General features: G+C 66.3%; 24 protein-coding genes. 10 read left to right on the top strand and 14 right to left on the bottom strand.

Going from position 1 to position 20,983, the window contains the following annotated elements; translation table 11 throughout:
• Positions 1-236: 236 nt before the first annotated feature.
• The 3 genes from AXYL_RS22830 to AXYL_RS22825 all read right to left on the bottom strand — a co-directional run bounded on the left by AXYL_RS22830 (position 237) and on the right by AXYL_RS22825 (position 1,752).
• Positions 237-692, bottom strand: a complete 456-nt coding sequence (locus AXYL_RS22830) for a YiiX/YebB-like N1pC/P60 family cysteine hydrolase (RefSeq protein WP_013395231.1) — start codon at positions 690-692, stop codon at positions 237-239.
• On the bottom strand, positions 689-856 hold the full coding sequence (locus AXYL_RS35200) for a hypothetical protein (protein ID WP_013395230.1): 168 nt from the start codon (positions 854-856) through the stop codon (positions 689-691). The genes AXYL_RS22830 and AXYL_RS35200 overlap by 4 nt, the downstream gene beginning before the upstream one ends.
• 200 nt (positions 857-1,056) lie before the next feature.
• Positions 1,057-1,752 (bottom strand): DUF3313 domain-containing protein, encoded by a 696-nt coding sequence (locus AXYL_RS22825; RefSeq protein WP_013395229.1) that lies wholly within the window; start codon positions 1,750-1,752, stop codon positions 1,057-1,059.
• 271 nt (positions 1,753-2,023) lie between these two features.
• On the opposite strand from AXYL_RS22825, the gene AXYL_RS22820 reads away from it, so the two are divergent.
• The 3 genes from AXYL_RS22820 to AXYL_RS22810 all read left to right on the top strand — a co-directional run bounded on the left by AXYL_RS22820 (position 2,024) and on the right by AXYL_RS22810 (position 3,487).
• Positions 2,024-2,218 (top strand): hypothetical protein, encoded by a 195-nt coding sequence (locus tag AXYL_RS22820; RefSeq protein WP_013395228.1) that lies wholly within the window; start codon positions 2,024-2,026, stop codon positions 2,216-2,218.
• 127 nt (positions 2,219-2,345) lie between these two features.
• Positions 2,346-2,759 carry a GNAT family N-acetyltransferase gene (locus AXYL_RS22815; protein ID WP_319946386.1) on the top strand — a complete coding sequence of 138 codons (414 nt, stop codon included), beginning with the start codon at positions 2,346-2,348 and terminating at the stop codon, positions 2,757-2,759.
• Positions 2,760-2,854: 95 nt separating this feature from the next.
• Positions 2,855-3,487: an FMN-binding negative transcriptional regulator gene (locus AXYL_RS22810; protein ID WP_013395226.1), complete on the top strand. Its 633-nt coding sequence runs from the start codon at positions 2,855-2,857 to the stop codon at positions 3,485-3,487.
• On the opposite strand, the gene AXYL_RS22805 is transcribed toward AXYL_RS22810, so the two are convergent.
• A complete protein-coding gene (locus tag AXYL_RS22805) occupies positions 3,447-4,715 on the bottom strand; it encodes an MFS transporter (protein ID WP_013395225.1) in 1,269 nt (422 codons plus the stop codon). The two genes, AXYL_RS22810 and AXYL_RS22805, sit on opposite strands and share 41 nt — an antisense overlap.
• Positions 4,716-4,800: 85 nt before the next feature.
• Here AXYL_RS22805 and AXYL_RS22800 point away from each other — a divergent pair, with 85 nt between their 5' ends.
• Together AXYL_RS22800 and AXYL_RS22795 are read left to right on the top strand one after the other, a co-directional pair.
• A complete protein-coding gene (locus AXYL_RS22800) occupies positions 4,801-5,538 on the top strand; it encodes an ArsR/SmtB family transcription factor (RefSeq protein ID WP_013395224.1) in 738 nt (245 codons plus the stop codon).
• A 291-nt stretch (positions 5,539-5,829) separates the two neighbouring features.
• Positions 5,830-6,102, top strand: coding sequence for a hypothetical protein (locus tag AXYL_RS22795; RefSeq protein ID WP_041655905.1), 273 nt, complete (start codon positions 5,830-5,832; stop codon positions 6,100-6,102).
• Positions 6,103-6,109: 7 nt separating this feature from the next.
• Here AXYL_RS22795 and AXYL_RS22790 read toward each other — a convergent pair whose 3' ends face one another.
• The 3 genes from AXYL_RS22790 to AXYL_RS22780 form a co-directional block, all read right to left on the bottom strand.
• Positions 6,110-6,874 (bottom strand): DUF1828 domain-containing protein, encoded by a 765-nt coding sequence (locus AXYL_RS22790; protein ID WP_013395222.1) that lies wholly within the window; start codon positions 6,872-6,874, stop codon positions 6,110-6,112.
• A complete protein-coding gene (locus AXYL_RS22785; protein ID WP_013395221.1) occupies positions 6,871-7,407 on the bottom strand; it encodes a hypothetical protein in 537 nt (178 codons plus the stop codon). Before AXYL_RS22785 ends, AXYL_RS22790 begins: the two co-directional genes overlap by 4 nt.
• Before the next feature lie 182 nt (positions 7,408-7,589).
• Positions 7,590-8,444, bottom strand: coding sequence for a neutral zinc metallopeptidase (locus AXYL_RS22780; RefSeq protein WP_013395220.1), 855 nt, complete (start codon positions 8,442-8,444; stop codon positions 7,590-7,592).
• Between the two features lie 86 nt (positions 8,445-8,530).
• Here AXYL_RS22780 and AXYL_RS22775 point away from each other — a divergent pair, with 86 nt between their 5' ends.
• The 4 genes from AXYL_RS22775 to bamC all read left to right on the top strand — a co-directional run bounded on the left by AXYL_RS22775 (position 8,531) and on the right by bamC (position 12,009).
• Positions 8,531-9,157 carry an L-threonylcarbamoyladenylate synthase gene (locus AXYL_RS22775; protein ID WP_013395219.1) on the top strand — a complete coding sequence of 209 codons (627 nt, stop codon included), beginning with the start codon at positions 8,531-8,533 and terminating at the stop codon, positions 9,155-9,157.
• A gap of 69 nt (positions 9,158-9,226) precedes the next feature.
• Positions 9,227-9,874 carry a site-2 protease family protein gene (locus tag AXYL_RS22770; protein WP_013395218.1) on the top strand — a complete coding sequence of 216 codons (648 nt, stop codon included), beginning with the start codon at positions 9,227-9,229 and terminating at the stop codon, positions 9,872-9,874.
• Between the two features lie 87 nt (positions 9,875-9,961).
• Positions 9,962-10,867, top strand: a complete 906-nt coding sequence (gene dapA, locus AXYL_RS22765; RefSeq protein WP_013395217.1) for a 4-hydroxy-tetrahydrodipicolinate synthase — start codon at positions 9,962-9,964, stop codon at positions 10,865-10,867.
• 17 nt (positions 10,868-10,884) lie between these two features.
• A complete protein-coding gene (gene bamC / locus AXYL_RS22760; protein WP_013395216.1) occupies positions 10,885-12,009 on the top strand; it encodes an outer membrane protein assembly factor BamC in 1,125 nt (374 codons plus the stop codon).
• 242 nt (positions 12,010-12,251) lie between these two features.
• On the opposite strand, the gene AXYL_RS22755 is transcribed toward bamC, so the two are convergent.
• The 3 genes from AXYL_RS22755 to mutS all read right to left on the bottom strand — a co-directional run bounded on the left by AXYL_RS22755 (position 12,252) and on the right by mutS (position 16,571).
• On the bottom strand, positions 12,252-12,479 hold the full coding sequence (locus AXYL_RS22755) for a hypothetical protein (protein ID WP_013395215.1): 228 nt from the start codon (positions 12,477-12,479) through the stop codon (positions 12,252-12,254).
• Positions 12,480-12,696: 217 nt separating this feature from the next.
• The gene (locus AXYL_RS22750; RefSeq protein ID WP_013395214.1) at positions 12,697-13,890 is read right to left on the bottom strand and encodes a cupin domain-containing protein; all 1,194 of its coding nucleotides are present in this window, start codon (positions 13,888-13,890) and stop codon (positions 12,697-12,699) included.
• Entirely contained in the window at positions 13,887-16,571 is a 2,685-nt protein-coding gene (gene mutS / locus AXYL_RS22745; protein ID WP_013395213.1) for a DNA mismatch repair protein MutS, read from the bottom strand. Before mutS ends, AXYL_RS22750 begins: the two co-directional genes overlap by 4 nt.
• 397 nt (positions 16,572-16,968) lie before the next feature.
• Between mutS and AXYL_RS22740 the strand changes: the two genes are divergently transcribed.
• Positions 16,969-17,433, top strand: a complete 465-nt coding sequence (locus AXYL_RS22740; protein ID WP_049797851.1) for a hypothetical protein — start codon at positions 16,969-16,971, stop codon at positions 17,431-17,433.
• Between the two features lie 140 nt (positions 17,434-17,573).
• On the opposite strand, the gene AXYL_RS22735 is transcribed toward AXYL_RS22740, so the two are convergent.
• From AXYL_RS22735 to fahA, 4 genes are all read right to left on the bottom strand, one after another.
• Entirely contained in the window at positions 17,574-17,906 is a 333-nt protein-coding gene (locus AXYL_RS22735) for a hypothetical protein (RefSeq protein ID WP_013395211.1), read from the bottom strand.
• A gap of 74 nt (positions 17,907-17,980) precedes the next feature.
• Entirely contained in the window at positions 17,981-18,388 is a 408-nt protein-coding gene (locus AXYL_RS22730) for a hypothetical protein (RefSeq protein WP_013395210.1), read from the bottom strand.
• Positions 18,389-18,620: 232 nt separating this feature from the next.
• Positions 18,621-19,580 (bottom strand): tripartite tricarboxylate transporter substrate binding protein, encoded by a 960-nt coding sequence (locus AXYL_RS22725; protein WP_013395209.1) that lies wholly within the window; start codon positions 19,578-19,580, stop codon positions 18,621-18,623.
• Positions 19,581-19,651: 71 nt separating this feature from the next.
• Entirely contained in the window at positions 19,652-20,962 is a 1,311-nt protein-coding gene (fahA, locus tag AXYL_RS22720; protein ID WP_013395208.1) for a fumarylacetoacetase, read from the bottom strand.
• Between the last annotated feature and the right edge of the window lie 21 nt (positions 20,963-20,983).

Raw genomic sequence — 20,983 nt, 5'->3', positions numbered from 1 at the left:
CCAGTTCTCCGCGCGGCTGCGCCTTGTCGATGCCGAATGCTAGCGCAGCTTGCGCAGTCGTTCCGCCTGCGCCGCTAGCGTTCGGCCACCGTCCGGAGCAGGGAGGAATCGAACATGGCGGCAGGCGAAATGATGGGTTCATCCCAGGGGATGTCCCGTCCGTAGCGCTCCTGCATCTTGGCGCGCACCGCCGGGGATGAAAGGTCGAAGCGCTTGAGCGGCGCGAGCGCCCCGATTTACACGCCCAGCGCGCGCTGGTAAACCTTCCAGACCAATTCCGAGCAGTAGATCCTGTCGTCCGACCAGGCAAACACCAGGTCGTAAGGCTTGCCCACGAACGCGGCGCCGGCGTTTGCCAGCTGCGTCCGCGCGGCAGGCGTGAGCCGCGCATCGTCGCGCAGGCGCTTGATCACGTAGTGGCCGCGTTCGCCTTGCGCGGCCCATTGTTCGAGCGGCGTGTAGCTGACGCTGGCCGCGGCTTCCAGCACATAGGGGGCGCCCTGGCGCATGACGATCATGCCCATGTGGCTGTATGGCGAATGCGTGGCCTGCTGGATGGCCAGGCTTTGCGCAGAGCGGGATTGCTGGAATACCAGGTCGCCCGTCTGGACATCGGCGGTTGCGGCTGCGGCCAGGGAAAGCGCGGACAGTACGGCCGCGGTGGCGGCGCGCGCCCACGGCGCCGGGCTCATGTGCGAGCCCGGCTGGCGGCCGGCGTCTCCTTCTTGGCGCGGGGTTTGGCCGCGGGTTTGGGGTCTTGGGCGGGAGCGTCGAACTCCTGTTTGTTGCGTTCGCCCCGCGGGGTATTTTCCGGATGCGGCTTGGGAAAAGCCCAGGGCTTGGTTTTCTGATCCATTGCATGTACTCCTTGCACAGGCGGAACAGTAGCATTAGCCGTGGCGCTGGGTAAGTGAGGGTTGACGTCAATATTCATCACATCGTGATTTTCAGGTGAAAAAACGATGGATTCGACCCGCTCCAGCCTCTTATGTTCCGCCCTGCAGGATCAGGGCCTGTCAACTCTGACAGGACGCTCCCTTGGCATGGACGCAGGCGCTAGCCGGCTTCCGGCCGGTCTTCCAGCCAGATGCGGTCGAACTGTTCGCGTGCGTGGAGCGCCCAGTCGTCGATGGCGCTGCGCACGTCGTCCGCGGTGGGCTTGCGGTCCGCGGGCAGATTGCCGCCCGTGACGGTGCCCAGCGAGGTGATGAGCAACTCGTTGGTATTGGCGTCGCGCAAGGCGGCTTCGAGCAGCAGGCGCGCGGACTGGTCGCGGTAGCCGGCCGCCTTGACGGTCTGGCCGATCACGAAGCCGATGGGGATGTATTCCATCATCCTGGGGTCGCGTTCGTTGCGGAACGTGCCGGTGATGGCGGCGCTCAGGCGCAGCGCGTGCGGCGTGGGCCGAGTCAGCAGTTGATAGCCGGCTTGTTCGAACTCGCGCCGGAGCGCCTCGTTCAAGTAGGCCAGCGCGCGCTCGCGCATGGCGCTGTCGCCCTTCATGTCCAGTTCGTCCGGCCGGTCGCCTTGAATGTATTGCACCGGTTCCAGGATGAGCTTTTTCTGATACTGGCTGGCGATGGGCGGGCCGGGCCGCACCCAGACCATGCCGGCGCTCCAGTCGGGATCCTGCTTGAGGCGGCTTTGGTTTTCGCCCAGAGAGGTGGAGTAGTTCTGCGGCTTGGGCAGGTTGGTGCAGCCGGCAAGGCCGATCGCCGCACAGCAGGCGGCCAGAGCGAGGCGGATCTTCATGTTCTTCTCTTTTCCTGAAAGTGATGCCCGGCGCGGCGGGCGGAAAGGGCCGCACGCGCGCCGGGGGCGGGCCAATTATTGCTCCATTCCGATCCGGCTTTAGCGCTACAGGCGGCATGAAACTCTTGTTCCGCCGGAAAGCAGAATTCCATTTTGGGAAAACCGGATGCTGTTTTTGGCAAGCGGAAGCGCCATTCCGGGTAGGCCGTAATAGCCGCCGCAAGAAGCCGCAGCGGGACTACGATGGACGAGTGCACATAGGGAGACAACTATGGACACCGCCAAGCAGTGGTATGCCGCCGTCAAGGATTGGCAGCGGTCCCGCGACGAGCTCACCGCCGCGATCGCCGCGATCAAGTGGCCGAATCCCACACAGGATTGCCTGGACACCTACGACCGCGCCTACGCCAACGAAACCGGGGCGCGGGACCGCATGAACCAGGCATACGAACGCGTGCGACGATAGCCGCGCGCGCATCTGCTTCGAGGCCACGGCGGGCATTGCTACACTGCCGCGCATGACGGACCAACAACAGAAATTCTTGATCAGGCCGGCCCGGCCTGAGGACGCAGCCTGGCTGGAAGACTTGTTGATGCGCACCTACGAAGGCACGTGGATGCCTGAGATGACGGCGGAAAGGGACCGGCAGTTCCGCGCCAGCGGCAAGACGGCCGAGTACGTGCGCGCGCGGGGAAACCTCTTCATGGTGTGCGAGATGGACGGCGTGCCGGCGGGCATGGCGGATTGGGAGAACGACTTCATCTGGGCCTTGCATGTGCACCCCGCAAGGCAAGGCCGGGGCGTTGGCGGCGCCTTGCTGGCCTGGATGGAAGCGGCCATCCGCGACGCGAGATTTGGACGCGCGCGGCTGGAGACCGACTCCTTCAACCAGCGCAGCCGCCGGTTCTATGGGAAGCACGGCTACGCCGAAATCGACACCTATCCTGATGAAGAATGGGACAGCGGCTTCACCACCATCCTGCTGGAAAAGCGGTTGCCGGCGTGACGCCTCTGGCTCCATGAAATGGACCCTGGCTGGTCCTGGAAATGGAGCCACGATGGCGGTATGTTGTCGTTTTACCCGCAACCGCCGAATCCGCCATGTACCTGCCGTCCGCCTTTCGCGAAGACTCGCTCGAAGTCCAGCATGATTTCATCCGCGCCCATCCCCTTGCGGTGCTCACGACCAGCGGGGAGGGCGGGCTGATGGCGAACCACATCCCCTGTCTGCTGTATCCCGAGGGGCCGCATGGCGTGCTGCGCCTGCATGTGGCCCGCGCCAATCCGCAGCTTGCCGACCTGGCGTCGGGGCGGGAATGCCTGGCCGTTTTCCATGGGCCGCAGGCCTACGTCACGCCGTCCTGGTATCCGACCAAGGCCGAGACGCACAAGGTCGTGCCTACGTGGAATTTCGTCGCCGTGCATGTGTGGGGCACGCCGGTGATCCAGGACGATCCGGCCTGGCTGCGTGCGCAGCTCGATGCGCTGACCGACAGCCAGGAAAAAGCGCGCGCGCAGCCTTGGCGCGTGGCCGACGCGCCGGAAGATTTCATCGCGGCGCAGATGCGCGCCATCGTGGGCGTGGAGATTCCCATCACGCGCATCGAAGGCAAATGGAAGGTCAGCCAGAACCGCACGGTTGCCGACCGGCGCGGCGTGGCGGAAGGCCTGGCGGGCGAAAACGGCGATGCCGTCATGGCCGGGCTGGTTGCCCGCCGCGGCGGGCTGGAGTAGTCCGCCCCAGGGAAAAACTGACGATGGCGGCGGCCTGCAGGCTGGCTGCCAAGGCCAGGAACCAGAGCAGCGGCTGTCCGGCCTGTTCCGACCATGCCCGCAGCAGGCCGAACAGCGCCGGCGCGAAGGCATAGGCGCCTTGCGACATGGCGACGATCAGCGGCACCACGCGCTGCGTGTCCTCGCGGGCGAATTCGGTTTGCGCGATCAGCGGCGGCAGCGAGGTCGCGTTTCCTATGCCCGAGCCGAACAGCAACACGCCCAGCCAGATGGCCCAGGCGTGTTCAGCGGCCAGCATCAGGACCAGCGAACCGGCGATCTGGATGGCGTAAGCCACGCAAGCCACTTTGCGCCGGTCTGCGCCGGCGGGCATCAACCATCCCACCAGCGTGCGCCCGCCGATGGCCGCGGCCGTCGCCAGTCCCATGGCCAGGCCGGCGGTTTGCGCGCCCAGCAGCGGCGCCAGCAGGGAAAGCAGATGCGCGATCAGGCCGATCTGGGCGAACAGGCCCAATGACATGCCGGCGGCCAAAGTAAGAAAGGGCCGGTTGCGCCACAGGTCCGCCACCGGCGCAGGCGTTGCGGCGTTCATGGCCGCCGCTGGCGCCTGGGGGGGCTCCGCGGCGCCGTCCGGATCCTGCCCGAGCTGCTGCGGCGTAACGGCAAAAACCTTGCGCGCGAGCACGGCAATCACCGCCACCATCGTCACGCCGACCCACAAGGCCGCCTGGGCGAATCCTGCCTGGCTGATCAGGTAGACCCACAAGGGCGAAAAGACGATGCCGCCGACGCTGGCGCCGTTGTAGGCCATGCCTAGCGCGGCAGGCCGTTGGCGCACGAACCAGGGCGAGATCAGCGCGTTGACGGCGGCGGCGCCCAGCGTCACCCAGCCCATGCCCGAGAACAGCGCGGAGGCATACAACTGCCAGGGTTGCGCGGCCGTGGCCCAGCCGCCCACGCCCAGCGCGAGCAGCACGGCGCCGCTCAGCGTTACCGCGGGCACGCCGCAGTGCCGGTACAGTCGCGGCAGATTGGCGACCACCAAGGTGCCGCAAAGAAAGTGCAGCGTGACGGCGCCCGACACCAGCGCTACGCCCCAGCCGGTGCGCTGCGCCACCGCGTGCAGGAACACGGGCGGGCCGTAGAAGCCGACGCCCCAGCCGAAGACCGCCAGCGCGAAGGTGGCGTAAAGAACCGTCCAGCCAAAGAATTTCGGGGGTGCGCGCATGAATGTCCGGCGGAGCCGGCTGTCCTGTTGTGTTGAGTCGCAGTATGCTTGAGATTGCACACAACACTTTGGTATGAGCCGAATCATGGAATCCGAGTTCGCCGACGCCAGTCTTTCCGCCGTGGCGGGCGCCATCGCCGATCCGGCGCGCGCGCGCATGCTGTGCGTGCTGCTGGATGGCCGCGCCCGCACGGCGACCGAACTGGCCGCCGCCGCTGACATCGGCGCCTCTACGGCCAGCAGCCATTTCCAACGCCTGCGGGAGCGGGGCCTGGTGGAAATGGCCGTGCAGGGCAAGCATCGCTATTACCGCCTGGCGAACAGCGAGGTCGGGCATGCGCTGGAGGCCCTGCTGGTGGTAGCGGGCGCCGAACGGGTGCCGTTCAAGCCGAATACCCCTTCCGCGCTGCGCGAAGCGCGCACCTGCTACGACCACATGGCGGGCACGCTGGCCGTGCGCATCCACGACGCCATGCTGTCGCGCCAGTGGCTGGCGGCGGACGGGCGCGACTACATGTTGACTCCCTTGGGCGAGGCGGCGCTGGCGCAGATCGGCGTGGACGTGGCGCAGGCGCGCCAACGCCGGCGGCGCTTCGCGTGTTCCTGCCTGGATTGGAGCGAACGCCGTTCGCACCTCGGCGGCGCTTTGGGCGCGGCCCTGCTGGATGCGCTGACGCGCCGCGGCTGGATCAGCAAGGACCTGGATTCGCGCGCGCTGAGCGTCTCGAAAAAGGGCGAAAAGCAGTTTCCTGCCTTCTTCGGCCCAACCGATGACCAGTCCGCCGCAGGCGCCGCGCAGCGCGACCGGCATGTTGCCGCGTAGCCGCGGCGCGACCGGCGTCGGCTTGCGGCAAAGTGTGCATATGCAACAGATCTAGGGAAATCCCCGGGAGTCGGTGCGTAGAGGTGATGGAATAGCGCTCCGCGTCGCGCCGCAAGCCGCATCAGGCCTTGCCATGCGCGCCTGGCAGGTTCCCTGTGCGGTGTCTCCAAAAAATGGGGACACAATTCGTGCGATGCAACAGTGTTTCTATTTTCTGCGCGCGTTACAAAACATATCCGAACTGTCATGGACAGCCAGGGTATGCTGGGTCGCACAAAGAGGGCATCCGAAGTGCATCAGAACAATTTGATCTACAAGGGATACCGGCTGACGGCCAAAGTGTCCCGGGGCGCAGACGCCGAGGTTCAGGCGCAATCCAGCGGCCCCGTATTTATCGCGTCAGTGATGGTGGTCCAGGCAGGCGCCGTGCTCGAAGGCGGCGACGAATATCCGGTCCCGCGCTTTGCCGAGGGCGGTTTTGTCTACAGTCCGCGCGAAGCGGTGCATGCAGCCATCCTGCATGGCCGCGAAATCGTCGACGGCCTGACCAACATGCCAGCCTGACGCTGGCCTAGCCGGAAAAGACTTCCCGCCAATCGCGCGTCTTGGCCAGCGTCTGCACGCTCGCCGACTGTTCCAGGATGGTCACCGCCTTCTTGAACTCCTCGGCCGAGGCGCCGTCCTCCAGGATGACCATGCGCGAGTTGCGCGCGTCCGCCATCTTCACGTCCGACATCTTGCCGTGGGTCTGGTAGACCTGCGTCCAATCCATTTTCTTGCCGGCCTTCAGGGCGATGGGCTCGATGTACGTCAGCGCGGTGCTGCTGGCTGCGCGCACGGCGAAGGCGAAATCCGCCGTGTGGCCGCTGCTGCCCTTGGCTCGCGCGCCCTTGACCATGCGGTTCGCGCCCACGCCTGCCGCCAGCGCCCGCCCGACTTGCGCGCGGAAGCGCAGCTGGCTGAACTTGGGCATCCACTTGGCGCATTGGAACGACAGCGCCATCGCCAGCTTGACCGCATCCCACAGGGCTTCCTGCAACTGCGCATTGGGGCCGGACGCGACGATGGCGCCGTCGCGGTCGAAATGCGCCAGGCTGACGCCCGGGGTTTCGTTCAGGATGTCGATGCGCTTGGCCGCCAGGTCGATGCCGTAGCTGGACGCGTGCATCGAGGTCTCACAGGCGTCGGTCAGGTAGAACGTGGACTCGTCGGGATGCGCGATGAAGAAGGCCGCGTGCTGTCCGTCCAGGCCCAGCGTCATGGGCGATATGGCGCGGATGGCGTGTTCGCCCGCCGGCAGGACGGTCCAGCCGGAGGCTTCCAGGAAAGTGCTCATAGGATCAGTTCGATTTGGCGGCCTTTGAGGGGATGCGCGAATCCGCCGGTCAGCGTCAGGTTCGCCCGCGGCAGGAAGTACTGCATCAGCGCGCCGATATTCTGCAGGGCGGGCACGATGGGTTCGGCATAGCCTTCGCCTTCGTCCACCCAGATGTGTTCATGGCTGCGGTCCGCAAGCGGCTTGCGGTACTGCGGCCGGCCTTCGCCCACCAGGCTGGTGTGGAAGGAGTCGTCGGTGTCCACGCCGAACACGCGGTGCGGGCCCACGAAGAGGCTGGCACAGAACGCCTCGGCCAGGAAGATGGTGGCCTGGCCGTGCACGGCCGTGCGCGCGCCGCGATAGATCGCGCGGAAGATCACGTCTTCGCGCACGTCGCCCTTGACCCGGCAGGCACAGGCGAATTCCAGCCACTGGAGATTGCTGGCGGCGGGTTTCGGCACCCAGGCGATCGGTTTTACGGTTTCCTTGGGTTCGGCAAGAATCTCTTGCACCTCATCAACGGTGATTAACGGTTCGAACTTGTTGGCCATGGAACTGATCTAGGGTCTTGGAAATGCGCGCGCCGGAAGCGCGCCTGGCATGCGCCGCGCGGCGGCGGGCGCACACGCAACACTGCGAGGGGGCGTCATCTTACAAGATGAAGACCGCGCCGCTCTTTTTGCTGTATGGATGTACAGCTCAAGAGGCGGCGCGGCGGCAGGCGCTCACGCGTCTACAGCGAGGTGGCGCCGAACGTGTCGCATTGCTTGATGCTGCCGCTCTCCAGGCCGCGCTTGAACCAGCGCACGCGCTGCGCCGACGATCCGTGGGTGAAGGAATCGGGCACCGCATAGCCCTGGCTTTGCTTCTGCAGGCGGTCGTCGCCGATCGCGGTGGCGGCGCCCAGCGCCTCTTCCACGTCGCCGCTTTCCAGGATGTTGCGCGCCGCGTTGGCGCGTTGCGCCCACAAGCCCGCGAAGCAGTCGGCCTGCAATTCCATGCGCACCGACAAGGCATTGGCCTGGGACGGATTGCGGCGGCGCAGGTTGTCTACCTGGTCCGAGATGCCGAGCAGGTGCTGGACATGATGTCCGACCTCATGGGCGATCACATAGGCCTGGGCAAAATCGCCCGGCGCCTTGAAGCGGTTCTGCAATTCGTCGAAGAAGGCCAGGTCGATGTACACCTTGCTGTCGCCCGGACAGTAGAACGGACCCATGGCCGACTGGCCGGTGCCGCAGGCCGTGGGCGTGGCGCCGCGGAACAGCACCAGCTTGGGCGCCACGTACTGGCGGTTCAGGTCCTTCTGGAAGATGGCGCTCCAGGTGTCTTCGGTTTCGCCCAGCACCTTCGAGACGAAGATGGCCTGCGGATCGTTGGCGGGCGGACGCGTGGCCGGCCCCTGTTGTTGCTGCGCGGGCGGGCCTTCGGCCATCTGCAGGACCACGCTGGGATCCACGCCGAAATACATGGCGACCAGGGCCAGCACGATCGTGCCTATGCCGATGGTGCCGCGGCCGCCGATGCGTGGGCCGCTGGAACGGCGGTCTTCCACATTGTCGCTTTCGCGCGAGTCATCAAGGCGCATACTGTTTCTCCGGGCGGGTCGGCGTTCCCGCCATTTTGCATCGCCGCTCTGTACTGAGCAGCCTTCAAGAGTGTTAGGATAAACCCATGGCCTTGTATTTCGATATCCATCCCGCGAATCCGCAACCGCGCCTGCTGAAGCAGGCGGCCCAATGGCTGGCCGATGGCGGGCTGGTCGCGGTGCCTACCGATTCGAGCTATGCCGTGGTCGCGCGGCTGGACGACAAGAACGCCGCCGACGGGCTGCGCCGCCTGCGAGGCCTGGACGAACGCCATCATCTCACGCTGCTGTGCCGTGACCTGGCCGAAATCGGCCACTTCGCGCGCGTCGACAACCGCCAGTACAGATTGCTGAAGGCCGCCACGCCGGGGCCCTGGACCTTCATCCTCGAAGCCACCAAGGAAGTGCCGCGCCGCGTGTCGCACCCGTCGCGCAAGACCATCGGCATCCGCGTGCCGGATCATGCGGTCATGCTGGGCCTGCTGGAGCAGGTGGGGGCGCCCCTGCTGTCCACCACGCTCATCCCCAAGGACGAGGCCGAAGCGTTGAACGACGCGGAAGAAATCCGCGAACGCTACGACCACGACCTGGCAGCCATCATCGACGCGGGCGCCTGCCCGCAATCGCCCACTACCGTGATCGACCTTACCAGCGAAGAGCCGGTGGTGGTGCGTGTCGGACGCGGCGATCCTGCCACCCTCGGTCTTGCCTGAGCGCGTCCGCCGCGCCGACCTGCACGCCGGCACGCGCCGGCGCGCGGCTCATCTACAATCCGGTTCGCCATGAACGACATCATCCAAACCATTGCGGTCTACGCGATACCGGTCATCTTCGCCATTACCCTGCACGAAGCCGCGCATGGCTTTGTCGCGCGCATGTTTGGGGATCCCACGGCCTATGAGGCCGGGCGCATCAGCCTGAACCCCGCGCGGCACATCGATCCGGTCGGCACGCTGCTGGTGCCGGTGGCGATCCTGCTGGCGTCCAAGCTGCTGGGCAGCCCGGGCATGCTGTTCGGCTGGGCCAAGCCCGTGCCGGTGGATTTCGGCCGCTTGCGCCGTCCTAAGCAGGACATGCTGTGGGTGGCGCTGGCAGGTCCTGCGGCCAACCTGTTCATGGCGGTGCTGTGGGCGTTTTCGCTGCGCCTCTTCCTGGAGTCCGGCCTGCAGGAATCGTTCTGGTTCGAAATGGCCGTCGCCGGCGTGAATGTCAACCTGGTGCTCATGGCCCTGAATCTGCTGCCGATTTTGCCGCTGGACGGGGGACGCATCCTCTTCAGCCTGCTGCCCAACCGCCTGGCCTGGCAATACTCGAAAATCGAGCCGTATGGCCTGGTGATCGTCGTCATCCTGCTGGTGACGGACGTGCTCTGGCTATTGATGCGCCCCGTGCTCGCCCTGGGGACGACCATCGTCCAGTGGTTTCTGTAGGATTTCAGCCAATATCCGTTAAACTCAACGGTTTCATTGATTCTGGCCCCGGGGCATCCCGCCGCGGGGTGTTGGAGCCCTACATTTATGGCATCCCCTGCAACCGCCGCAGGCGTTAATTTCCAAGGCAGCATGGTGGCCCTGGTCACCCCCATGCAGCCCGACGGCAGCCTGGACTACGCTGCCTACCGGTCGCTGATCGACTGGCATATCCAGGAAGGCACCGACGCGCTGGTGGTGGTGGGCACCACCGGGGAGTCGCCCACGGTCTCCATGGAAGAACATGCGGAGTTGATCCGCGTTGCAGTCGAACACGCCGCGGGCCGCATTCCGGTCATCGCCGGCGTGGGCGCCAACTCCACCGACGAAGCCATCCACCTGACGCGCCATGCCAAGGCGGTGGGCGCGCAGGCCGGCCTGTCGGTCGTTCCTTATTACAACAAGCCCTCGCAAGAAGGCCTGTACCGCCACTTCCGCACCATCGCGGAAGCCGTCGATCTGCCCAATATCCTGTACAACGTGCCGGGCCGTACCGTTGCCGACATGAGCAACGAAACGATCCTGCGCCTGGCGCAGGTGCCGGGCATCATCGGCATCAAGGACGCCACGGGCGACATCGCCCGCGGCGGCCTGCTGCTGCGCGAAGCGCCGGCCAGTTTCCAGGTCTTCAGCGGCGATGATCCCACCGCCGCCGCCCTGATCCTGCTGGGCGCGCGTGGCAATATTTCCGTTACGGCCAACGTGGCGCCGAAGCTCATGCGCGAGCTCTGTGCCGCCGCCCTGGCCGGCAATGTGCCCAAGGTGCGTGAACTTAATGCGTACCTGGCGCGTCTGAACAAGGCTTTGTTCGTTGAAGCCAACCCCATCCCTGTCAAGTGGGCGTTGGCCGAAATGGGCCGCAGCGCACTGGGTTACCGGCTGCCGCTGGTGGAACTGGGAACACAGCACCACGCGACCGTGCGCGCTGCGCTCCAGGAAACGGGCCTGCTCTAAATATCGTGAGGATACGTATGAACAAGCGTCATGCCGGTTTGTCGGCATTGATGTCTCTGGTGTTGTTGGCCGGTTGCAGCGAGGTCAATCAATTCCTGGGCAATGAAGAGTCCGTCAACTACAAGAGCGCAGTCACGCAGCGTGGAGAGCCTCTCAGCATCCCGCCCGACCTGACCCAGGCCAACGCCGATCCGCGCTACCGCGCGCCGGCTTCGGGCTCGACCACCTATTCGCAGTTCCAGCAACAGGGCCAGGCGCAAGCCAGCCAGCCGAAGACCAGCAACGTGCTGCCCGGCCGCCAGGACATGCGCGTCGAGCGCGACGGCGACCTGCGCTGGCTGGTGGTGGACCGTCCGCCGGAAGACATCTTCCCGCGTCTGGTCGACTTCTGGACCGAAAGCGGCTTTACCGTGGCCAGCAACAACCCGAGCGCCGGCCTGATCGAAACCGATTGGGCGGAAAACCGCGCCAAGATCCCGGAAAGCTGGCTGCGCCAGGCGCTGGGCATGATCCTGGAATCGGCCTGGGATAGCGGCGAGCGCGAGAAATTCCGCACTCGCGTCGAACGCGTCAACGGCCATACCGAGGTCTACGTCAGCCATCGCCAGATGCTGGAAAAGCGCGTGGGCGCCGACGGCAACCAGGTGCAATGGCAGAACGGCAAGGAAGATCCGGGCCTGAACGCCGCCATGCTGGCGCGCATGATGGTCTACCTGGGTTCCGACGTCGACAATGCCCGCAAGCTGGTGCAGCAGGCCGAGGCCGCGCCGCAGAAGCCCGCCGTGCAGCAGGACGTCCGCGCTCAAGGCGCCTCGCTCGTCGTCAGCGAATCCTTCGACCGCGCATGGCGCCGTGTCGGCGTGGCGCTGGACGGCGGCGGCTTCGCCGTGGATGACCGCGACCGCTCCGCTGGCGACTACTTCGTCCGCTATGTCGACACCGACACGGGCGAGAAGATCGAGCAGCCGGGCTTCTTCAGCCGCATGTTCTCGGGCGACAAGAAGGCCGAGGCGCCCCAGTACCGTATCCACCTGGCCGCCACCGGCGACCAGACCACGGTGACCGTGCTGGATGCCAATGGCGCCCGCGACAACAGCGCCACCGCCCAGCGCCTGCTGAGCGTGCTGAAGGACAAGATGTAAGACCGGCCCGGTTCTGCGCTTATGCGCAGGCCTGCGCAAGAGAGGCCCCGCTGGGGCCTCTTTTTTATTTGGGCGGGTTTGCAAGCGCCTTGCAGACTGCGGGACGCGCGAACCCCGAGCCGCGATGCGCTGCGGTTGCGGTCTCTTGCTCACAAGCCATCTGGACGTAAAAAAGCCCTGGCTGCGTACAGCCAGGGCTTTTTCTTGCGTCCTCAGAGCGGGGGTTCGTCTCTGCTTTTTTATTAGGACGCGGGCGTGGTCGAGCCGCCCGGGGTGGTCGAACCGCCGCCCGGCGTGGTGTTGGGCGTGGGCGCCGGAGCCGGAGAGGTGGCCGGGGGCGTCGTGGTGGGGGCAGGCGTGCTTGCGCCCGGAGCGGGGTTGGTCGCGGGCGCCGGGGCATCTTCCTTCTTGTTGCAGGCGCTCAGCGCAACGGCCAGCACCGAGGCAATAATCAAGGTTTTGCTCATCATTTTTAGACTCCTGTAGATGACGACTCTTGAAACCCCATTAGGGGAAACCAGAGGTCAGGCTACAGGAACACACGGGCGCAACGCGTATGAAAGTTAAAAAGGTCGCATCCTAACGGCAACAAACCTTTCAGCTTCGTGTTATCTCTTTCTTGATGTGTCCCGCGTATCAGACCTGATTTCCTTCTGTACAGGACTGATACGCGAGGGTGTCCGGATGCTACGCAGACTGGTAGCGGATCCAGCCCGAGTCCAGCCAGTCCGCGAGGCAGGAGCGAGCTTCGTCGCTGAGGCGGGCGCAGGACGGGTCCGAGCAATCCAGGCTGCGCGCATCCGCCAGCATGCGCAAGGCGGCGTCGGCCGGCGTCATGGCGGTCTCGCCATTGATGAAGAGCTGCTTGCCGCGATACAGCATGCGGCTGCGGCGGTCCAGCACCAGCCTGCCGCTGGCGGGCCAATCCTCTTCCAGATCCACGTCCATGCTTTCGGGCGCATCGAACACGCTGAGGTTGCTGGGCTCGGTCAGCCAGCAGCCCAGGAAGCGCGAGGCCAGCGCATCGTCGAAGCGCAGCTTTTCCACGGTTTCCAGCGTCGCGGCCACCAGCGCGTCCGGCAGGGCGGCGGGCGTGTCGACGGCGGACTGGCCGGGGTCTCGATAGACCGCGGACAGTTTGGGGCCGGGCAGAGCGGGTTCGCCATAGGGGCCGCCCAGGAGGCCGACGCGCGCCATGACCTGGTCCGCGGCCGCTTCCAGCAGCCCGCGCGCCAGCGTCGCCTGCGTGGGCGCACGAAAGCCGATGGAGATGGTCATGCAGCCGTCGCCCACGGCGACGCCGTCATGGGCGGCCTGCGGCGGCAGGTAAAGCATGTCGCCCGGGGCTAGTACGGCGGTTTCCTCGGGCTCGAAGCGGCTCAGGATCTTCAGCGGCAGGCCGGGTTCCAGCGACAGGTCCTTCTGGCGGCCATAACGCCATTCGCGCTCGCCCGCCGCCTGCAGCAGGAACACGTCGTAGCTGTCGAAGTGCGGACCCACGCCGCCGCCGTGGCTGGCGATGCTGATCATCACGTCATCCAGGCGCGCGTCGGGGATGAAGCGGAACAGCTGCATCAGTTCGGATGCGGCATCGCTGTGCAGGTCCACGCTTTGCACCAGCAGGGTCCAGTCGCCTTCATTGTCCTTGGGCAGGCGCGCGAAGGGGCCGTTCTCCATTTGCCACTCGCCGTTCTCGCGCCAGATCAGGCGCGACTCTACGTCGTCGCGGCGCGCCAGCTTCTTGATGGCGGCGATCGTGAGCGGGGGCTTGAAGCCGGGGATGGCCTGGCGGATCAGCAAGGGCTTGCGCTGCCAATGGCGGCGCATGAAGTCGTTGGGACTCTGGTTGCCCAGCAGGGCCAAGGGAAGGTCGAGGTTCATTGCAGGTGCTTCTTCAGGCGGTAGAGGGCGTCCAGCGCTTCGCGCGGGGTCAGGCTGTCCGGGTCGACGGCGGCGAGTTCCTCGCGCAGGGCGTCCAGGGCTTCCAGGTCGTCGGTGCGGTCGGCTTCGGCATAGGCCTGGGCGTCGGCGTCCGCCGCGGCCGCGAACAGGCCCAACTGCGGCGTGGGGGCGCCCTGGGCTTCCAGGCGTTCCAGTTCGCGCGTGGCCTGGCGGATCACGGCGGCGGGCACGCCCGCGCGCTGCGCCACCTGGATCCCGTAGCTGCGGCTGGCCGGGCCTTCGCGCACTTCATGCAGGAAGACGATGCCGCCGGCTGATTCCGCCGCGGCCAGGTGCACGTTGGCCGAGGCCGGCTGTTCCGCGGGCAGGCGGGTCAGTTCGAAATAGTGGGTGGCGAACAGCGTCAGCGCGCGGTTGTGGGCCAGCAGGCGGCAAGCGATGGCCCAGGCCAGCGCCAGGCCGTCATAGGTCGACGTGCCGCGGCCGATCTCGTCCATCAGCACCAGGCTGTTGGGCGTGCTGGCCGACAGGATGGCGGCTGCTTCGGTCATTTCCATCATGAAGGTCGAGCGGCCGCCCGCCAGGTCGTCGGCCGCGCCGATGCGGGTGAAGATGCGGTCGATCTTGCCGATGCGGGCGCGCGAAGCGGGCACGAAGCTGCCGATGCGCGCCAGCAGCGCGATCAGCGCCACCTGCCGCATATAGGTCGATTTACCGCCCATGTTCGGGCCGGTGATCAACAGCATGCGGCGCGCAGGTTCCAGCCGGCAGCCATTGGGCGTGAAGCGTTCGATGGCATGTTCCACCACCGGGTGGCGGCCGGCCTCGATGTCGATGTCGGCCTGCTCGGACAATTCGGGCGCGATCCAATCGTGGCGGCGGGCGTGTTCGGCCAGGGCGGCCAGCGTGTCCAGTTCGGCCAGCGCGGCGGCGCAGTCGGATAGCGGCCGCACGTGTTCGGCCAGCACGTCCAGCAATTGCTCGAACAGCCATTTCTCGCGGGCCAGCGCGCGGTCCTGGGCCGACAGCACCTTGTCTTCCCAGGTCTTGAGTTCGGGCGTGATGTAGCGTTCGGCGTTCTTCAGCGTCTGGCGGCGGCGGTAGTCCTCCGGCACCTTGGCGGTCTGGCCCTTGGTGACTTCGATGTAGAAGCCGTGCACGCGGTTGAATTCCACGCGCAGATTGCTGATGCCGGTGCGCTCGCGCTCGCGCGCTTCCAGCTGCACCAGGAAGTCGCCGCCGTCGGCCGCCAGGCCGCGCAGCTCGTCGAGTTCGGCGTCGAAGCCCGCCGCCAGCACGCCGCCGTCGCGGATGGCGACAGCGGGTTCGGCGGCGATGGCGCGCACCAGCAGGGCGGCCAGGGCCGGATCCACCGACAGGTGCGAGATCAGTTCGCCCAGCCGCGGCGAGTCCGCCATCGGTTCCACCAGGTCGCGCAGCGCCGGCAGCGCCTGCAGCGCGTCGCGCAGGCTGGCCAGTTCGCGCGGACGTACCGAACGCAGCGCCAGCCGGGCGGCGATGCGCTCGATGTCGGGGAATGCATTCAGCGCGCCGCGCAGGGACTCCAGCAGGCCGGCCGAACCAAATCCAGCCGCGCCAAAGCCGGCCGCGCCAAAGGTCTGCTCCACGTCCATGCGGCCCGCCAGCAGCGCCGAGATGGCCTGCTGGCGCGCCAGCGCCTGCTCGTTCTCGCGCAGCGGATGGTGCAGCCAGCGGCGCAGCAGCCGGCTGCCCATGGGCGTGCGGCAGCCGTCCAATAGCGAGAACAGCGTCGGCGAATCTTCGCCGGACAGCGTCTGCGTCAGTTCCAGGTTGCGGCGCGTGACCGGGTCCAGCAGCACGTACTGGCCGGGGCGCTCCGCCGACAGGCTCTGCACGTGGGCCAGGGCCTGCGACTGGGTGCGGGCCGCGTAGCGCAGCAGGGCGCCCGCGGCGCAGATGCCGGCCGGCATGTCCTCGATGTCGAAACCCGCCAGGGTGTCGGTCTTGAAGTGCGCCAGCAGGTGGGCGCGCGCGCTGTCGCCTTCGAAGTGCCAGTCGGGCACGCGGGCGCGGGCGCCTTCGAAGGGGAAGTCGAATTCGGCGCTCTCGGCGCAGATGATCTCGGCCGGCGCGATGCGGTGCAGTTCGGATTCCAGCTGCGCCGGCGCGCATTCGGTCACGCGGAACTCGCCGCTGGCCAGGTTCAGCCAGGCCAGCCCAGCACGCGGCGCGCGCGCCGTGCCGCCGACGAACACGGCGGCCAGCGCGCGGTCCGCCTTGGCCGGCAGCAGCGCGTCGTCCGTCAGCGTGCCGGGCGTGACGATGCGAACGATGCGGCGCTCGACCGGCCCCTTGGATGTCGCCGGGTCGCCGATCTGCTCGCAGATGGCGATGGACTCGCCCATGGCGACCAGCCGCGCCAGGTACTGCTCCATGGCATGCACCGGCAGCCCGGCCATCGGGATCGGCGTGCCATTGGACGAGCCGCGCTTGGTCAGCGTCAGGTTCAGCAGACGCGCGCCGCGCTCCGCGTCTTCGTAGAACATTTCATAGAAGTCGCCCATGCGGTAGAACAGCAGCAGGGGGCCGGCCTCCGCCTTCAGGCGGAGGTACTGCTGCATCATGGGGGTGTGGCCCGGGTGGGCGTCGGCGGCGGTGTTTTGCGTTGCGGAATTCATGCCCGTGATTGTATCGGGCGCTTGGACTGCTGCGGGGAGGGACGGATGCTGGTTTTGTCCGGAACTCATTTGTTCATGATATTGCCCAACTTCTTGATGACCTCGTGCCCTGTGTCGGCGCAGGTCTCTGCTGCCCCAGGTCGTATCAATATGGCCATGCCGACTGCTCGGTCGCCGGCGCTTGGCGAGAACAGAAGCAATTGAATTGCTACGCCGGCAGGCAGGGCGGGCGTACGGAAAATGAGGCCAGGAAACCGACTGAACCGGCCCGAAACCGGCTGAAATTGCTTTGCGCAAAACCGCTGCATCCGCTCGCGGGAATAGTCGCTATGGTGGTCGCCACGCCGCACAACAACGCGGCGATGACGGCATCAGCCTCCACGCCATAGGGATCAAAATGAAAATCGCACCCATGTTGTCTTTCGTCGTGCTTGCCGTGTTCGCAGCCGCGACCGCGCAGGCGGAAAGATGCACGTCCAATCTGTCGGGTGGGCAAGACTGCACCTATGACGACGGCACTACCTCGCGGAGCACGTCCAACCTGAGCGGCGGCTACGACACGATGTACAGCGACGGGCGGACTTCGCGCAGCACATCCAACTTGAGCGGCGGCTTGGACACGAGGTACAGCGACGGCACCACCTCCCGGAGCACGTCCAACCTGAGCGGCGGCTACGACACGACTTACAGCGATGGGCGGAACTCGCGCAGCACGTCCAACTTGAGCGGTGGCTACGACACGAGATACAGCGATGGCGCCAGTTCCCGAAGTACGTCCAATCTGAGCGGCGGCTACGACACGACGACCAGCAAGGGGAGAAACAACAAAGCCGATACCCGTCATCCAGCAGGCGCCCGCTGAATTGAAGAGAACGGGCGGTGGTCTTGTCGAAAGCCGCAGGCCGCGGGCATGGCGGCCTGGTTGCAGGTTCCTGCGAAAGAGTGCGATTGCAATCGCCGTCAGTTCTGCAACGGCGGTTCAAACGGCTTGTTCAGGACCGGCTACTTGATCTTGCTGCAGCGAAAGGCCTCGATGCCTTTTTCCACATAATGCGGTTCGCGTGCGCAGGCCGCGCGCATGGCCTGGTTTGCCAGGCTCATGAGGTTGGCTGCATTGGTCATGGCTTCCAGACCGTCGGCGCCCGGGCCGATCTTGTCGAAGCGCGCCTTGAACTCGGCGGCTTGCTTGCTGTAGGCGTAGGCGCGCATCACATCCGTATAGGCGATGGCCCGGGAAATGTCGCCCTCCGTGGGCTTTTTCTCGGCGCCGAAGGCCGGGCCGGACAGCAGAGCTAGGGCGAGCAAGGGGATGAGGGTGGTTTTCATGTTCGTCATCAGGAATTCTCTTGCGGGTTGTCCGATGGGAGGCCGGTTGGCGAGGCGCATGGGCGATCCGCCTGGCGCCGCCATCACCACATTTTGCAGGTCGTGCCGTTGTTGACGAGGTCGCCGCCGACGACGATGCCCTTCTCGTCGACGTGGAGCATGGTGTAGCAGCTGGCGACGCCGGTGCGGCGCTGGTAGATGGTGCCCGTGTTGTTGCCGAAGCCGTAGCTGACGCCGCCCGGCGGGGGAACGTAGAAGCTGCCGACGGCCTCGTCCCACGAGACTTCGCCGGAGGTCTGCCACATGTAGACCAATTGCCCGATCGGCAGGTCTTCACTGGCGTACACGCGATCGGGGACGCCCCACTCGGTCACGATGTCGTTGACTGGCTTGCCCTTGTGGCGCAGCATCGCCACGTCCCAGGTGGTGCAGGCGCTCAGCATGGCGCCGCACAGGCAGACTAGCAGGGCCTTGAGAAAACTGAATCGCACTTTTTCTTCCTTGTTCAGATGCTTGACAGGTGCCCTACGCGCCGCATGATGCCAGCAGGTCGCCGACATGGAAAGTGGGGGGTGTGGCGTGCATTCCACATCCCGCGTGCGCCGGAATCCGGCCCAACGGAAAACGCCCCATTGCTGGGGCGTTTCTTGGGTACTTGGGATTTTACGTTTTATTACAGTTGAGAGGGCGTTGGATCCGACGCACGCGGACCTTGCCTGTACCTCATTTGTTCATGATGTTCCCCAACTTCTTGATGACCTCACGCTCCGTCTCCGCGCTGGCCTGGGCGGCCTTGGTGTAGGTCGCGGTATCCATGTATTGCGGCGACACGCCGGACTGGCGCAGCAGCGTGAGGAAAGCCTCGTCCTTGAGGGTGTCGCGGAAGGCGCCGTCGAGCTTGGCGATGACCGCCGGGTCCATGCCCTTGGGGCCGGCGATGCCGAAAGGCGAGGTGTGCACCACGGGATAGCCGGCTTCCTTCAGGGTGGGCACGTCCGGCAGGTCCGGCGAGCGCTTGTCGCCGAGCGACGCAAGGATGCGGACCTTGCCCGAGGCCACGTAGGGCAGGATGGTGCTGGCGCCGACCAGCACCTGGATGTGGCCGCCCAGCATGGCGGTCAGTGCGTCGGCGTCGCCCTTGTAAGGGACGTGGGTCCACTTGGCCTGGGCGGCTTCGCCCAGCTGCACCATGGCGATGTGCTGGCTGCTGTAGGCGCCCGGCGTGCCATAGGAAATCGTGTCGGGCTTGGACTTGGCGTAGGCGACCAGGTCGTCCAGCGTCTTCCAGGGCGAGTCCGCGGCGACTGCGACGTAGTAGTTGTAGCCGGCGATCATCGAGATGTAGGTCAGGTCCTTGATCGGGTCGTAGCGCGTGCCGGTGATGTGCGGCATGCGGAAGATGCCGATGGGCACCATGGTGACGGTATAGCCGTCGGGCGCGGTGTTGAGCATCTGGGTGGCGCCCAGCGTGCCGTTGGCGCCGGTCTTGTTTTCGACCACCACGGTCTGGCCGAGGCGCTTGCCGGATTGCTCGGCCAGGGCGCGGCCGACCACGTCGGTGACGCCGCCGGCGGAGTAGGGGATGATCAGGCGGATCGGGTGGTTGGGGAAGTCCTGCGCCAGCGCGGGGGCGCTGCTTGCGCTTGCGAGGACCATCATGCCTGCTGCCAGGATCTTCTTCATGTCATTCCTCCTTTGTGTGCCGCCGGCTCGCCGGCCGGCTCCAGGTCTAGCGGGATGCCTGGTATTGAACGTCAATCGATAATGCGCGCCCGGCTTGCGCCGAAGCCGATGCGCTGGAAACCCTCGCGGCTGCAATGGGCCGTCAGGGTGACTTCGTCTCCGGCCTCCAGGAACAGCCGGGTTTCGCCCGAGGGCAGGGTAATGGGCTGTTTGCCGCCATGCGTCAGTTCGAGCAGGCTGCCGTGGCCGCTGTCGTCGGGCGTGGAGATGGTGCCCGAGCCCAGCAAGTCGCCCGGGCGCAGGTTGCAGCCGCCCAGCGTGTGCTGCGCCACCATCTGCGCCGGAGTCCAGTACAGATGGCGCGCATCGGATGCCGCCAGCCGTTGCGGCGCCAGTGAGCGTTCGCGCATCAGCGGTGTGGACAGCCACGCTTGCAGCGCGATGGCCAGTCCGCCGGTGGCGGCGTCGTCGGCGTGGCGCAGATAGGGCAGCAGTTCAGGATCGCCATCGCCGCGCGCCATCGCGGCGCTGCGGAACGGGGCCAGCGCTTCGGCAGTCACCACCCAGGGCGAAACCGTGGACGCGAAATTCTTGCCCTGGAAGGGGCCTAGCGGCTGGTATTCCCAAGCCTGGATGTCGCGGGCTGACCAGTCGTTCAACAGGCCATAGCCGGCCACGTGGCCGGCGGCCTGCTCCAGCGGCACGGGCTCGCCGAGCGCGTTGCCGGGGCCGATCCAGATCGCCAGTTCGAGTTCGAAGTCCAGCTGCGCGGATGGCCGGTAGGCCGGGACGTCGACGCCGGCCGCCGTCCTCACCTGGCCGCGCGGCCGCCGCACGGGTGTGTCGGACGCGCAGATGGAGGAGGCGCGGCCGTGATAGGCGATGGGCACGTGCTTGTAGTTCGGCATCAGCGGGTTGTTGGGCCGGAACAGCTTGCCCACGTGGCTGGCGTGATGGATGCCGGCATAGAAATCGGTGTAGTCGCCCACGTCCGCAGGCAGCAGCAGCTCGCATTGGGCCTGCGGATGCAGCAGGCGCGCGGCCAGCGAGGCGTGCCGCGCGCTGGCTGGGTGTGCGGCGTCCAGCAGCGCGAACAGGGCGTGCCGCACGGCCTTGCGGGCGGCGGCGGGCAAGGCCATCCAGTCGTTGAGCCTGTGCGTCGATAGCGCTTGGCGCGCGACCGGCTCCAGCTCGTCCAGCAGGCCCAGTTCCACGGCGGCCCGGACATCCAGCACCTGCTCGCCGATGGCGACGCCGATTCGCGGCGTGCCGCCATCGTGGCGGAACACGCCCATCGGCAGATTCTGCAACGGGAAATCCGGATGGCCGTCGGCGCCGTCGACCCAGCTCTTGGCGGTGGGCGCGTGGGTGTGGTCCAGCATCTTGTACTCCTCGGGGGCGTT

Origin of the sequence: Achromobacter xylosoxidans A8 (assembly GCF_000165835.1) — a bacterium.
Taxonomy (GTDB): Bacteria; Pseudomonadota; Gammaproteobacteria; order Burkholderiales; family Burkholderiaceae_B; genus Achromobacter; species Achromobacter xylosoxidans_B.
The sequence above is the reverse complement of the archived record's forward strand: the minus strand, read 5'-3'. Positions and strand labels throughout refer to the sequence as shown.

Bases quoted from the DNA above. Each gene is read 5' to 3' on its own strand.
- AXYL_RS22830 (WP_013395231.1), bottom strand. From the start codon at position 692: ATGAGCCCGGCGCCGTGGGCGCGCGCCGCCACCGCGGCCGTACTGTCC.
- AXYL_RS35200 (WP_013395230.1), bottom strand. From the start codon at position 856: ATGGATCAGAAAACCAAGCCCTGGGCTTTTCCCAAGCCGCATCCGGAA.
- AXYL_RS22825 (WP_013395229.1), bottom strand. From the start codon at position 1,752: ATGAAGATCCGCCTCGCTCTGGCCGCCTGCTGTGCGGCGATCGGCCTT.
- AXYL_RS22820 (WP_013395228.1), top strand. From the start codon at position 2,024: ATGGACACCGCCAAGCAGTGGTATGCCGCCGTCAAGGATTGGCAGCGG.
- AXYL_RS22815 (WP_319946386.1), top strand. From the start codon at position 2,346: ATGCGCACCTACGAAGGCACGTGGATGCCTGAGATGACGGCGGAAAGG.
- AXYL_RS22810 (WP_013395226.1), top strand. From the start codon at position 2,855: ATGTACCTGCCGTCCGCCTTTCGCGAAGACTCGCTCGAAGTCCAGCAT.
- AXYL_RS22805 (WP_013395225.1), bottom strand. From the start codon at position 4,715: ATGCGCGCACCCCCGAAATTCTTTGGCTGGACGGTTCTTTACGCCACC.
- AXYL_RS22800 (WP_013395224.1), top strand. From the start codon at position 4,801: ATGGAATCCGAGTTCGCCGACGCCAGTCTTTCCGCCGTGGCGGGCGCC.
- AXYL_RS22790 (WP_013395222.1), bottom strand. From the start codon at position 6,874: ATGAGCACTTTCCTGGAAGCCTCCGGCTGGACCGTCCTGCCGGCGGGC.
- AXYL_RS22785 (WP_013395221.1), bottom strand. From the start codon at position 7,407: ATGGCCAACAAGTTCGAACCGTTAATCACCGTTGATGAGGTGCAAGAG.
- AXYL_RS22780 (WP_013395220.1), bottom strand. From the start codon at position 8,444: ATGCGCCTTGATGACTCGCGCGAAAGCGACAATGTGGAAGACCGCCGT.
- AXYL_RS22775 (WP_013395219.1), top strand. From the start codon at position 8,531: ATGGCCTTGTATTTCGATATCCATCCCGCGAATCCGCAACCGCGCCTG.
- AXYL_RS22770 (WP_013395218.1), top strand. From the start codon at position 9,227: ATGAACGACATCATCCAAACCATTGCGGTCTACGCGATACCGGTCATC.
- dapA (WP_013395217.1), top strand. From the start codon at position 9,962: ATGGCATCCCCTGCAACCGCCGCAGGCGTTAATTTCCAAGGCAGCATG.
- bamC (WP_013395216.1), top strand. From the start codon at position 10,885: ATGAACAAGCGTCATGCCGGTTTGTCGGCATTGATGTCTCTGGTGTTG.
- AXYL_RS22755 (WP_013395215.1), bottom strand. From the start codon at position 12,479: ATGATGAGCAAAACCTTGATTATTGCCTCGGTGCTGGCCGTTGCGCTG.
- AXYL_RS22750 (WP_013395214.1), bottom strand. From the start codon at position 13,890: ATGAACCTCGACCTTCCCTTGGCCCTGCTGGGCAACCAGAGTCCCAAC.
- mutS (WP_013395213.1), bottom strand. From the start codon at position 16,571: ATGAATTCCGCAACGCAAAACACCGCCGCCGACGCCCACCCGGGCCAC.
- AXYL_RS22740 (WP_049797851.1), top strand. From the start codon at position 16,969: ATGAAAATCGCACCCATGTTGTCTTTCGTCGTGCTTGCCGTGTTCGCA.
- AXYL_RS22735 (WP_013395211.1), bottom strand. From the start codon at position 17,906: ATGACGAACATGAAAACCACCCTCATCCCCTTGCTCGCCCTAGCTCTG.
- AXYL_RS22725 (WP_013395209.1), bottom strand. From the start codon at position 19,580: ATGAAGAAGATCCTGGCAGCAGGCATGATGGTCCTCGCAAGCGCAAGC.
- fahA (WP_013395208.1), bottom strand. From the start codon at position 20,962: ATGCTGGACCACACCCACGCGCCCACCGCCAAGAGCTGGGTCGACGGC.